General features: G+C 67.6%; 9 protein-coding genes. 6 read left to right on the top strand and 3 right to left on the bottom strand.

Annotation, left to right across the window (positions count from 1 at the left end):
• Positions 1-172 precede the first annotated feature (172 nt).
• The 3 genes from ACPCXD_RS03130 (at position 173) to ACPCXD_RS03120 (ending at position 4563) form a co-directional block, all read left to right on the top strand.
• A complete protein-coding gene (locus ACPCXD_RS03130; protein WP_423658342.1) occupies positions 173-1087 on the top strand; it encodes a manganese catalase in 915 nt (304 codons plus the stop codon).
• Positions 1088-1215: 128 nt separating this feature from the next.
• Positions 1216-2511: an ATP-grasp domain-containing protein gene (locus ACPCXD_RS03125; protein WP_085469771.1), complete on the top strand. Its 1296-nt coding sequence runs from the start codon at positions 1216-1218 to the stop codon at positions 2509-2511.
• 9 nt (positions 2512-2520) lie between these two features.
• On the top strand, positions 2521-4563 hold the full coding sequence (locus ACPCXD_RS03120) for a CocE/NonD family hydrolase (RefSeq protein WP_085469770.1): 2043 nt from the start codon (positions 2521-2523) through the stop codon (positions 4561-4563).
• An 89-nt stretch (positions 4564-4652) separates the two neighbouring features.
• On the opposite strand, the gene ACPCXD_RS03115 is transcribed toward ACPCXD_RS03120, so the two are convergent.
• The 3 genes from ACPCXD_RS03115 to ACPCXD_RS03105 form a co-directional block, all read right to left on the bottom strand.
• A complete protein-coding gene (locus ACPCXD_RS03115) occupies positions 4653-5111 on the bottom strand; it encodes a DUF6098 family protein (RefSeq protein WP_423658339.1) in 459 nt (152 codons plus the stop codon).
• A gap of 83 nt (positions 5112-5194) precedes the next feature.
• Positions 5195-6715: a sugar transferase gene (locus ACPCXD_RS03110; RefSeq protein WP_423658337.1), complete on the bottom strand. Its 1521-nt coding sequence runs from the start codon at positions 6713-6715 to the stop codon at positions 5195-5197.
• A gap of 367 nt (positions 6716-7082) precedes the next feature.
• Positions 7083-8198 carry a glycosyltransferase gene (locus ACPCXD_RS03105; RefSeq protein ID WP_423658335.1) on the bottom strand — a complete coding sequence of 372 codons (1116 nt, stop codon included), beginning with the start codon at positions 8196-8198 and terminating at the stop codon, positions 7083-7085.
• A 178-nt stretch (positions 8199-8376) separates the two neighbouring features.
• Here ACPCXD_RS03105 and ACPCXD_RS03100 point away from each other — a divergent pair, with 178 nt between their 5' ends.
• The 3 genes from ACPCXD_RS03100 to ACPCXD_RS03090 are packed head-to-tail and all read left to right on the top strand — an operon-like array spanning position 8377 to position 12472.
• Positions 8377-10113, top strand: a complete 1737-nt coding sequence (locus tag ACPCXD_RS03100; RefSeq protein WP_423658333.1) for an alpha/beta fold hydrolase — start codon at positions 8377-8379, stop codon at positions 10111-10113.
• Complete coding sequence (locus tag ACPCXD_RS03095) at positions 10110-11507, top strand: O-antigen ligase family protein (protein ID WP_423658331.1); 1398 nt, start codon at positions 10110-10112, stop codon at positions 11505-11507. Before ACPCXD_RS03100 ends, ACPCXD_RS03095 begins: the two co-directional genes overlap by 4 nt.
• Complete coding sequence (locus ACPCXD_RS03090) at positions 11390-12472, top strand: glycosyltransferase family 4 protein (protein ID WP_423658329.1); 1083 nt, start codon at positions 11390-11392, stop codon at positions 12470-12472. Before ACPCXD_RS03095 ends, ACPCXD_RS03090 begins: the two co-directional genes overlap by 118 nt.
• The last annotated feature ends 9 nt before the right edge of the window (positions 12473-12481 follow it).

Genomic DNA, 12481 nt, shown 5'->3' with positions numbered 1-12481 from the left:
ACAAACGGTGGATATCGACAGGGCGTTTGAGCTGCACAGGCACGGGTAGTCGCACGCAGCACCACGGGCCAACCGAGGTGGCGTCGAGACCAGGCGCCACGAGGTGTCATCAATGAGCGCGTCCTCGCGCGCGCGCGCGTGTCCGCACGACAATCGGCATTCGAGGAGCAACATGTTTCGTCATACAGATCATCTGCAGTTCGACGTCAAGCCCGAAAAGCCCGATCCCGTCTACGCCCGCAAACTCCAGGAGTTGATCGGCGGCGCATACGGCGAGATGACCGTGACCATGCAGTACCTGTTCCAGGGCTGGAACTGTCGAATGCCCGGCAAGTACAAGGACATGATCATGGACGTCGCCACCGAGGAGATCGGGCACGTCGAAATGATCGCCACCATGGTGGCGCGTCTCCTCGAAGGCGCACCCGCCACGGAGTCGACCAAGAACGCCGCCGCCGACCCGGTGGTCGCAGCGGTACTCGGCGGCATGGATCCACAGCAGGCCATCGTCTCCGGTGGCGGACCCACCCTCTCCGACAGCAACGGTGTGCCGTGGAACGGGCGTTTCATCGTCGCCAGCGGTAACCTCCTCGCCGACTTCCGGGCCAACGTCGCCGCCGAAGCGCAGGGCAGGGTGCAGACCGCGCGGCTGTACCATATGACCGATGATCCGGGTGTCAAGGACATGCTCCGGTTCAACCTCGCGCGCGACACCTATCACCAGAACCTGTGGCTCGCAGCCATCGAGGAATTGCAGGCCGACGGCATCGAGCCCAGCCCGATCGCACCGAACGCGTTGTTCGACGAGGAACACTCCGAGCACGCGTCGAGCCTGTGGCACCTGTCCGACGGCGCGGCCTCCGATCAGGGACGCTGGGCGCACGGCACCGGCCCCGACGGCACGACGCCCATGTCGTTCCTCGCCGACCCGGTCCCGCTGGGCGACGTCTCGAGCGCACCGCCGCCGGACCCGAAGCTGTACGCGACCTACGACGGATCGCAGGGCAAGCCCCGCTCTGCCGCAATGGGAACGGAGAAGGGACTCGTGGGCAAGGTGAAGGACGCCCTCGACCCTGACAACCCCTGATCGATCGTTGCGACCCGACCGCCCCGGCTCCCCGCGAGCCGGGGCGGTTGCGCGTGAAAGTACCTTCCCGACGGTTTGTTTCGTTACCGGTTTGTTTTGTGACGCAAGAGAGCGGGAAGGCTCCATTCATGAGCACCAACATCTTCGTCCTCGGACTCACCGACATCCAGCGCAAGGAACTCGAGACCGTACGTGGCGCCGACCAGCTGAGCTTCCACGGCCTCCTCGACTACGAAACACTGGTCGAGCCCGACGAATACGTGTTCGACGATCTTCTCGACGCCTGCCGGCGCGAACTGGACGACTTCCCCGGCAGCGTGGACGGGATCATCGCCCACTGGGACTTCCCCACCAGCGTGCTCGCCCCGATCCTCGCCGCCGAACGCAACATCCCCTCGCCGTCGCTGCGCAGCATCGTGGCCACCGAGCACAAGTACTGGAGCCGACTCGCCCAGAAGGAATCGGTTCCCGAGTGCGTCCCGCAGTTCAACTCGTTCGATCCCTTCGACGACAACGCCCTCGACAGCATCGACCTCGAATTCCCGTTCTGGGTCAAGCCCGTGAAGTCGCATTCGTCGCAACTCGGATTCGAGATCCGCAACGAGCAGGAGTTCGCCGACGCTCTCGTCGAGATCCGGGAGAAGATCGGACTCGTCGGTAACGCCTTCGACGAGGTCCTGCGCCGCGTCGACCTTCCGGACGAGATCGGGAGGAGCTCGGGCACCACCTGTCTCGCCGAGCAGGTCGTCAGCGGTATCCAGGCTGCCCCTGAGGGCACGATGTTCCAGGGACAGTTCAACGTCCACGGTGTCTTCGACATGCGCAAGGACGCCGCCGGGCACAGCTTCGAACGCCTCGACTACCCGGCGAGCACCGTGCCCGAGGAGGTGCAGGCACGGATGATCGACATCACCGAGCGCTATCTGCGCCACGTCGGCTTCGACAACGGCTGCTTCAACTCCGAGTTCATGTGGGACGAGGAGAACGACAAGCTCTGGCTGATCGAGATCAACACCCGGATCTCCCAGTCGCACAGCGAATTGTTCGCCAAGGTCGACGGCAGCTCGAACCACGAGGTCGCCATCGACATCGCCCTCGGCCGGGAGCCCCGGATGCCGCACCGGCAGGGCGAGTCCGCCGTGGCGGCGAAGTGCATCATCCCGCGCTACGAGGACGGCATCGTCACGTCGGTGCCCTCGGAAGCCGACATCGCCCGCCTCCGCGAACGGATCCCCGGTGCCCTGGTGTGCATCGACGTCGCTCCCGGCGACCGGCTCGCCGACCTTCCCAACCAGGATGCCTACCGCTACGAACTGGGCACGATGTACATCGGCGCCGACAGCGTCGAACAGCTCGGACAGCGGTATCGCGAAGGCCTGGAAGCACTTCCGTTCACCTTCGATCCTGCACCCGAGAATCGGTAGGAGTTCTGCATGCACACGATCACCGATCTCCCCCACGAGGTCCGTGTCATCGAGAACGTCTTCATCACGATGCGCGACGGCGTACGGCTCGCCGCGCGGATCTGGCTGCCCGTCGACGCCGAAGCGCACCCGGTACCCGCTGTGCTCGAATACATTCCGTACCGCAAGCGGGATTCCACGCGCGGACGGGACGCGCTGAACCACCCCTACATGGCCGGTCACGGCTACGCCTGCGTGCGGGTGGACATGCGCGGCAGCGGCGACTCCGACGGAGTGCTGCGCGACGAGTACCTCGCCGACGAGCACGACGACGCCTGCGAGGTCATCGAATGGCTTGCCGCCCAGCCGTGGTGCGACGGTTCGGTGGGCATGATGGGCATCTCGTGGGGTGGCTTCAACAGCCTGCAGGTCGCGGCACGCCGGCCGCCGGCCCTGAAGGCGATCGTCAGCGCTTCCGCGACCGAGGACCTGTACGTCGACAACATGCACTACATGGGTGGTTGCCTGTTGTCCGACAACCTGTCCGAGGCGACGGTGATGTTCGCCTTCAACAGCCTGCCTCCCGATCCCGCCATCGTCGGTGAGCGCTGGCGCGAGATGTGGCACGAACGTCTCGAGGGCAGCGGCCTGTGGATCGAGAAATGGCTCGAACACCAGCACCGGGACGACTACTGGAAGCGCGCCTCCGTCAACGAGGACTACTCGTCCGTGCAGTGCCCGGTCCTCGCCGTGGGCGGCTGGGCCGACGGCTACACCAACGCCATCTTCCGGTTGATGGAACATCTCGACGTCCCCCGCAAGGGACTGATCGGACCGTGGGGCCACAAGTATCCGCATCTCGGGGTTCCCGGTCCGGAGATCGGCTTCCTCCAGGAGGTCGTGCGGTGGTGGGATCACTGGCTCAAGGGCATCGACACCGGAGTGATGGACGAGCCGATGGTGCGTGCCTGGATGCAGGAGTCCATCGAACCGAACCCGTCCTACGCGGAACGTCCGGGGCGGTGGGTGGCCGAACCGTCGTGGCCGTCGCCGAACATCGAGAACCGTCGCTACACCTTCGACCGGTATGCGCTGCATCCCGACGACGCCGGCACCCTCACCGTCGACGAACGGCCCCTGGCCCTCCGGTCCCCGCTGAGTGTCGGCATGTTCGCCGGTAAGTGGGCGTCCTACGCCGCGACGCCCGACCTGCCGTCGGACCAGCGCGAGGAGGACGGCGGTGCGCTCGTCTTCGAGACCGAGGCGCTCGACACGACGACGGAGATCCTCGGCCGTCCCGAGCTGGAACTCGAGGTCTCGTCCGACAGCCCCGCGGCGATGCTGGCCGCTCGGCTGTCCGACGTCGCGCCCAACGGTGAGGCGACACGCGTGACCTACGGGTTGCTCAATCTCACGCACCGCGACAGCAGCGAGAAGCCCGAACCCCTCGAGCCGGGGCGGCGCTACCGCATCCGGATCGAGCTCAACGGAATGGCCCACGTGTTCCCGGCAGGGCACCGTCTGCGGTTGTCGCTGTCCACCTCGTACTTCCCGCTGGCGTGGCCGTCCCCGACACCCGCCGAGGTGACGGTGTACACCGGCGGTGGTCTGCATCTGCCGGTGCGCCCGCCCCGGCCGGAGGACGCGCATCTGCGCGAGTTCGGCGAACCGGAAGCGGCTCCGGAACTCGGGATCACCCTGCTGCAGCCGGGTGAGCACCACTGGCGGACCACCCGCGACCTCGCGACCGGCGTGTCGACCCTCGACATCCTCGACGACCAGGGGTCGTTCCGGATCGACGAGACCGGCACGGTCATCCGACGTCGCACCCAGGAGTGGTTCAGTTTCGGAGGCAACGATCCCAACTCGGTGCGCGGTGAGACGCAGACCCTGCGCCGCTACGAGCGGGACGACTGGCGCACCGAGGTCCGTACCCGCACGATCCTCACGTCCACCCCGGAGGAGTTCGTGATCAACGCGGAGCTCGACGCCTTCGAGCTCGACGACGATCACGGCGATCGTCGTGTCCACTCGGAGAGCTGGCAGCGCCGGATACCGCGCGATCTGGTGTGACGCACACGCGAGATCCGATGTGACGAGCAGACGGAAGCCCACCCCGCGACATGCCGGGGTGGGCTTCCTGCGTTCTGCGCGAACGGTGTTCAGGCGCTCCTGCGCGAATCACCGCCGACGTCGAAGTGCTCCTCGTACCACCTCTCGGCCTCGTCGAGCACATTCCTGCCGAGCCGGGCATGGGGCCGGACGTCGACGAGCAACGGTTCGTGGCCGGGACCGCGCCCGACCATCCTGCCCGTGAGGACCCACGCGAATCGACCGTCCTCTTCGGCGAGCTCGGAGTACTTGCAGACACGCCGGGCAACCCAGTCCTTGACGGGGCGGCGCCACCACGGCTCGGGACCGAGGGTGGTGGCCGAGAGCCCCGGCAGGGTCACGTTCGCCTCGTAGTCGCGGCTCGGCCCGTCCTCGGCATCTGCGGCCGGGCCTTTCGAATACCTGAGGTAGAGTAGCGGATCCGTCGCCAGGTCGGCGAGCTGGTCGAGTGAGGTGATCAGCGGGATGTCGTCGGGATCGGGATGGAAACTTCGGACGGACGTGCTCACCTTCTCCTCCTCCTGCCGACACTCCAGGACGAATTCGAAGGGTTCCCCACTCCCCGGCCGCGAAACCCCGCGCCGGAAGCGGGTCAGTAGGCGCCGTCGCTCGCCAGCACCGCCCGCACCGTCTTCACGACGATGAGCAGATCCTGCACCATCGACCAGTTCGCCACATAGAACAGATCGAGCCGGATGCGGTCGGCCTCGGACAGATCGGACCGGCCGGAGACCTGCCACAGTCCCGTCATGCCGGGACGCACCAGGATGCGGCGCGGAACGAAGCCCGGGATCTTCTCTCCCTCACCGACCGCGAGGGGACGCGGCCCCACGAGGCTCATGTCGCGGGTGAGGACGTTGAACAGCTGCGGCAGTTCGTCGATGCTCGTGCGGCGAATGAACCGCCCCACGGGCGTGATCCGCGGGTCGCGGGCCGATTTGTAGAAGGTCGCGTCCTCCTGACCCGTCTGTGCGCGGATCGTATCGACCATCCGGTCGGCGTCGACGACCATGGATCGGAACTTCCACATCCGGAAGACGGTGCCGCCCAGTCCGACGCGTTCCTGTCGGTAGAAGACCGGGCCGCCGTCCTGGAGTTTGATCAGCGCGGCGACCACGAGCATGCCCGGCGCCGCCACGGTCAGGGCGAGGACCGCGCACACGAGATCGAAGGTCGTCTTGGCGAGCCGGTGCGATCCGCGGTACTGCGGCTCCTCGACATGCACGAACGGCAGCCCGCCCACGGGGTGCATCGACAGTCGCGGCAGGGCGATGTCGGTGACGCCGGGAGCCACCACGAGATCGACGCGATACGGCTCGAGTTCCCATGCGAGCTCGCCGATATCACCGTTCCCCCAGTGCGTTCCGGCAGCGATCGCGACGGTGTCGGCGCCGGAGAGCTTGACGGCGTTGATCACGTCGGTCTCCGCACCGAGTACCGGGATCTCCTGTCCGGCGACGGTGATGCTGCGCCCGCTCTCCCCCGTGTACCCGGTGGTGCACACACCGACGACGCGGTATCCGGCCGAGGTGTCGCGGACGAACGATCCGACCATCGCATCCACCGCGCGTTCGGAGCCGACGACGAGCACCGAGGTCCGGAACTCGCCCCGCACACGCCGGCGTTCGATCGAACGACGGCACCATCGGCGTCCGAGCGGCAGAACGACCAGGCCGACCGGCATGGCCAGCAACAGGTAGACCCGGATCGTGTCGAGGTCGGTGGCGAACGAGTCGACGAGGAACGAGGCGATCGCGAGCAGACCGAAGGTCTGCAGGGTCGCCCTCGTGACGAGCCGGTACTCCTCCTCGCCGCTGCCCACGATCGGCTTCTTACGAGTTCCGTTGAGCGCCAGAATCGCAAGCCACAGGCCGGCCACCACGATCGCCGAGGCGAGCCCCCGGGTCACCGAGGACCCCGGGTCGACCGGTCCACCGATCATCGTCCCGGCCCCCTGCGCCAGGACGACGGTCGTGACGACGATCGTCGTGTCGGTGATCGCCAGCGACCGGAGATAGGTGCGCTGCCATTGTCTGCGCGGGACACTTCCGTGACCATCGCTCGTGTCGTGGGTCGGCGCGTTGCGGCGCGCCAACTCGGGTCCGATCCCCATACTTCTCCTGCTTGCCTACTCCACGCGAAGTGGCCCCGACAGCCAGATGAACGATTCGGTGATTATGTCCGTTTTTTCGAAGGAACGCGAATCCTGTTCCAGTGCAACGGATCACAGTGACGCGGGTGATGCCACCCCTGAAGCGAAGGAGCTACGCGTAACTCGAATTACTTGTGCGCGTAGTTACTTCAGCAAAGAACACATTCGTGAAGCGGCGACGAACGCAGCTCGGTCGGCGGCAGTGAGCCATGACGATCCCCCATCGAACCCCATCAAACCCATCAGCAGGCTCCCGACCCGGGAGAAAGGTACAACAGGGACGAACCGGCGACAAGAGTTCGTCTACTCGTCGGTAGTATGACGTGAGTCACGCCGTTCCGATCTCCTCCCCGATCCAGTCGCGGATGTGCTGCCGGAAGTTCTCCGAGGACAGCGCGGCGACGGCCTCGTTACGGCCCTTCGGCACACCGTCGATCGCGGTGATGCACTCGGCGACCGCCTCCACCCTGTCCTCGCGGAAACACAACCCGTCGACCCCCTCGGCAACCGTCTCACCAGCACCTCCGAGCGCGTTGACGACGACACGCGCCCCTGCCGCACGTGCCTCGACGGGCATGATCCCGAAGTCCTCCACCGCAGGAAAGACATAGACGTGGGCCTGCTGGTAGAGCGCGTAGAGCAGGGCGTCCGACGGCCGAGCGAGCACGTGGACCGGCACAGTCGCCTCGTCGGCGAGCTGCCGCAGCCGGCTCTCCTCCGGTCCGGATCCCGCGATCACTGCCGGCACCCCGGCGAGGTCGGCGGCACGGATCACCCAATCCAGTCGCTTGTACGGTACGAACCTCGACGCCCCCAGCACGAAAACCTCCGGAAGCCCCTCCAACAGGGCGGATTCGGCTGCGGACAGTTCGTCACGCCAGTCGGGCACCGACGCGATGCGGGCCGTCTCCACCGGAGGAAAGATCACACGCGCCTCGACATCCCAGGCCCGCTCGATGCGGCTGCGCACGAAATCGCTGTTCGCGGCGAAGTGCGCGCCTTCCCGTGCACGACGCCGATCGAGGGCCCGCAACGGAGGTGCCGCGCACCGCACCGCGAGCGAGGCGCCCCGATCGTCGAGCTCCGGATTCCACAGGTAGCGCGCCGGAGTGTGCACGTAGACGAACTTCTCGAACCCGCTCGGTGCGCTGCGGAAGGTCACGTGATGGGCGAAGCAATGCGAGCTGACCAGGGCGAAGTCGTACGAGCCGGGTCGGCGACGCCAGACGTACGGCATGGCCGACAGCGCCAGCGCCTTGTTCCGGCGCAGGGGCGTGCGCGCCAGACCGCTCTCGTGCACCGTCCGCCCCGGATACCGGTCGGCGTCGTCCCACAGGCACAGGACGTCGGCGTCGGGAAAGGTGCGGACGAATTCGTCGAGCACCTTCTCCGAACCTCCGTCGCGCGCGATCCATTCGTGCACCAAGATTCCGGGCACAGCCATCCCTCCGAAGAACCCGAGCCGATCGGGGAGGTACCTTATGACCTTGCCGGCGCCGAGAGGTAACGGGTCGGCACAATCCATCGATACGAATGCGTCCGAACGACAAGAAGATTCAGGGTCCGAGACGGGGTCGGGAAATCACCCCCTCTTTCACCCCCTCGACAGTGGAGGTCACGGAGTGGATGTGCGACACGCGTCGTGGTTCGGCGATCCCGCGTCCCCTCTCCTCGGCCACGTCCACCTTCCCGCCGACCGCCGCGCACGCGGCGCGGTGGTGCTGTGCCCGCCCCTCGGCAAGGAACACCTCGACACCTATCGGGGGATCAAGGCGCTCGCCGAGCAACTCGCCGAGCGCGGCCTGGCGGCGTTGCGCTTCGACTACGCGGGCACCGGAGACTCCGCCGGCGATCAGGACTCGCCCGACGCGGTCGCGGCGTGGCAGCGAAGTGTCGTGACCGCGGTGGAGACGGCCCGCGCGAGCGGCGCCGAGCACATCACCGTCGTGGGACTGCGCGCCGGCGCACTGATCGCGGCGACGGCCCTGCCGGAGTGCGGGCCGGTCGATGCCGTCGTGCTGTGGGATCCGATCGTCTCGGGCCGAGCGATGCTGCGCGAACAACGCGCTCTCTACCGGCTCGCCCTCGGTGCCGACGATCCCGACGACCCCCGTGTGTCGATCGTCGGCGGCGTTCTCGCCCCCGAGGCCGCCGACGCCCTCGGCGCTCTGAAGATCGATCCGCGGTCGCTGACCGGCACACGGACCCTGCTCGCGACCCGACCCACGGCCCGCGAGACCGCCGCGGTGTCGGCGCTCGCCACTGCACTCGGCGGTGACGAGATCTCCCTCGAGGCCCACGAATCCTTCGTCACCCCCAGCACACTGCATTCCGCGATCCCCACCGAGCAGCTGATCCGGATCGCCGACCGAGTCGCTGCGGGCACGCCCGCGGCGACGCGCGAGGTCCACTTCCCCGGGCGCAAGCGCGCGGTCGTCGCGACCACCGACTCGGGGCTCCCGATCCACGAGAGCGTCGAGTATCTCGGTCCGAACGAGATGTTCGCGCTGCGTACGCACGGTGTCGGCACCGAGGGGTTCGGCGCACCGCGCCCGTCCGCCCCGACGGTGCTGTTCTTCGGCACTGCCTACGAGCACCGGCTCGGCCCGAGTCGTCTCTGGGTCGAGCTCGCGCGCGAGTTCGCCGCGCACGGGATCTCCACGATCCGGTTCGACCGGACCGGGGTCGGCGATACCGGCACGGCGCACGGGGCGACCCCCACACCGCTGTACTCCGACGACTCCGACCGCGACGCTCTCGATGCTGTCGCCGCGCTCGGCGTCGATCCTCAGGACCTCGTGGTGATCGGGTTGTGTTCGGGTGCGTGGTACTCGTCGTGGGTCGCCCTCCGGGGTGCAGCGCACTCCGCCGTGCTCGTAAACGTGATCCTGTGGTGCACCCACCGCCGGAAGTCGTTGCGCGCCGATCTCGGTCCGAACGCACCCGACGTTCCGGCGATCGCAGCCCCGGCGGAACCGCAGACGATCTCTTTGCGTGCCCGCATCAAGCCGTGGGCGCAGAAGTACCTGCCCTATCCGTTGTGGCTGTTGCTCGGCCGACTCGGCGTGACCCAGGTTCCCGAGGTCGGGTTGGAGGCACTGCGTCGCGCGGGTGTGCCGGCCACGGTCGTTCTGTCCGCCGAGGACCACCGGTGGTTCCTGACCCAGCGCGGAGAAGAAGGACTTCGCCGGGTACGCCGACGTGGCTTCACCGGGGACATCCTCACCAGCGAGGTCGGTGAGCACAGCGGTCGGCAGCGGGACGGGCGCGAGTTCCTCCGCACGGCGGTCACCTCGACCGTGCTCTCCCGTTTCGGGTCCCACACCGCGGATCCCGCTGCAGGCGAGTACGTCTCATGACTCCCCTGTTGATGCTCGCCGTTCCGGTCGTGCTCGTGCTGGGAGTGCTGCTCTGGCGGCGACCCCAACGCGGGTTGCTGGCGATCGCCGCGCTCACTCCGTTCCACGGCCTGCTCGCGATCGTCCCCGGCGGTGAAGCACTGTCGCCGTGGAAGGAGGGGCTGCTGCTCCTCACCCTCGGCGCGACCTTCGTCAGCCCCTACCGACGGCGGCTGCCGGCACCGTCCTATCCGTGGTGGCCGGCCGTGGTCGCGTGGGTGGCGATCGGAGTCCTGTCGGCGTTGCTCGTCTCGGGGCTCGCCGGCATCATCGCCATCAAGATCACCTACTTCTACCTCGTCATCCCGGTGATCCTGTGGCGTGCACCGTTCGACGCCCGCGACCGCGACCACCTGGTGTCGATCCTCATGGGCACGACGGCCATCACCGCCGTCGTCGGACTCGCGCAACAGGTGATCGGCGGTGAGCGACTCGCCGAACTCGGTTACCGCTGGGACGAGCATCTGCGCATCAGCGGCGGAATCCTGCGCAGTTTCAGCACGTTCACGACACCCTTCGCCTTCGGCCTGTTCGTGATGATCGGACTGATCGTGGGGTGCTCGGTCTCCTTCGCCGATCCGCACCGGCTCCGCAACAAACTGTTCCTGTGCGCGACACCGATCATGGTGCTCGGCATGGGTGTGACGATCGTGCGCGCCAGCTACATCGGTCTCGCCGTCGCACTGTTGTGGCTGGCGGTCCACCGCTACCGCGCCCTGTTCCTCGGCTTCGGCGCCGCCGCGGCGCTCGCACCGCTCGTCCTCTTCGCCGTGCCGAGTTCGATACTCGCTCCGTTGTTCTCCTCGTCGAGCCTCGGTGAGCGCGGGGATGGCTGGTCGCAGACCCTGTCGTCGCTGTGGGTGCACCCGTTCGGTCAGGGTCTCGGTGCAACCGGCTCGGCTGCCGCCGACACGGTGGCCCAGAGCAACCCGATGCTGTCCGAACTGTCGTACACGGCGGCCGTGCAGTTCGGGTTCATGCCCTATCAGCCCGACAACTACTACATGAAGCTCGCCGTGGAACTCGGCCCGATCGGCGTGTGGCTGTTCGTCCTCGTACTCGTCTGCGCCGCGGTTTCGACGCTGCGTGCGTCGCGGGTGCTGAGTGGACAGGACGCCGCACTCGCACTCGGGGTGAGCGGCACGATCGTCGCGGCGGCGGTCGCCTCCACGGTGGCGACCTATCTCGAGATCTTCCCTCTCGACGTCTATTTCTGGTTACTGTTAGGAACTGTCGGATGCGCACTGACGCAACACTGGTCACCTCGCCGAAGCTCGCTCACCGCATCGGGTTCGGCGCCCTCGCACTCCGACCGTCCGGCAGTGGAGTCCAGACCTACGTCCGCGAGCTGCTGACCGCGCTCGACCCCCTGCTCCCCTCGGCGGCGTTGCGGGCAACCGTGCAGTGCGACGCCACGGGAGAACTGCCCCCTCGCGTGACCCCGTCGGTACGACCGGTCGCCGACGGGGTGCGGCGGATGCTGTACGCGAAGGTGCCCGTCCGCGGGGTCGACCTGTTCCACAGCCTCGACGTCGACCTGCCCGTCCTGTGTTCCGGTGTCACCGTCTCGACGTTCCACGATCTCGCCGTCTTCGACACCCCGTGGGCGTTCAGCAGGCACCGGGCCGCCGGTGAGCGTGCACTGCTGCGCGATGCCATGCGACGGGCCGACGTACTCGTCGCGGTCTCCAACTTCACCGCCGAACGTCTCCTGGCGCTGTGCGGCCGAGAGGCCGTGGTCACTCCGCTCGCGCCCGCGGTGTGGGCGAAACCTCCGGCCCCCGAGGAGATGCGGGACATCCGCAGGGCGTACCGGCTGCCCGAACGGTTCGTCCTGCAGGTCGGCACCGTCGAACCCCGCAAGGACGTCGCGCTCGTCGCCGACGCGTGCCGTCTCCTCGACATCCCGCTGGTGCTGGCCGGAGCCGGATCCACCGGACCCCACGCACCGGCCGGTTCGATCGGTCTCGGTTACGTTCCCACCGCCCACCTCCCCTCGTTGTACGCCGCGGCGACCGCCGTCGCGTACGCCTCGCGCTACGAGGGCTTCGGGTTGCCGCCGCTCGAGGCGATGGCGTGCGGCGGGGCGGTGGTGACGAGCGCCGTCGGTGCACTGCCCGATGTCGTCGACGACGGAGCCCTGCTCGTCACCGAACACACCGTGACGTCGTGGACAGCGGCCCTGCGCGTCGTCGTCCACGACCGCGACACCGCGGAGGCGCTGCGCACCCGAGGACGGGAGGTCGCCGCGACCTCGACATGGACGCGCACCGCCGAACTCACGCGCGATGCCTACCGCACCGCAGGCCTGAGAATCTGACGAGGCCGT

It is taken from the genome of Rhodococcus sp. AB351 (genome assembly GCF_049538275.1).
Classification (GTDB): domain Bacteria; phylum Actinomycetota; class Actinomycetes; order Mycobacteriales; family Mycobacteriaceae; genus Rhodococcus.
Note: the sequence above shows the minus strand (reverse complement) of the source record. Positions and strands in the feature narration are given on the sequence as shown.

What these genes read in the sequence shown, in the direction of transcription:
- ACPCXD_RS03130 (WP_423658342.1), top strand. Translation starts at nt 173, where the DNA reads ATGTTTCGTCATACAGATCATCTGCAGTTCGACGTCAAGCCCGAAAAG.
- ACPCXD_RS03125 (WP_085469771.1), top strand. Translation starts at nt 1,216, where the DNA reads ATGAGCACCAACATCTTCGTCCTCGGACTCACCGACATCCAGCGCAAG.
- ACPCXD_RS03120 (WP_085469770.1), top strand. Translation starts at nt 2,521, where the DNA reads ATGCACACGATCACCGATCTCCCCCACGAGGTCCGTGTCATCGAGAAC.
- ACPCXD_RS03110 (WP_423658337.1), bottom strand. Translation starts at nt 6,715, where the DNA reads ATGGGGATCGGACCCGAGTTGGCGCGCCGCAACGCGCCGACCCACGAC.
- ACPCXD_RS03105 (WP_423658335.1), bottom strand. Translation starts at nt 8,198, where the DNA reads ATGGCTGTGCCCGGAATCTTGGTGCACGAATGGATCGCGCGCGACGGA.
- ACPCXD_RS03095 (WP_423658331.1), top strand. Translation starts at nt 10,110, where the DNA reads ATGACTCCCCTGTTGATGCTCGCCGTTCCGGTCGTGCTCGTGCTGGGA.
- ACPCXD_RS03090 (WP_423658329.1), top strand. Translation starts at nt 11,390, where the DNA reads ATGCGCACTGACGCAACACTGGTCACCTCGCCGAAGCTCGCTCACCGC.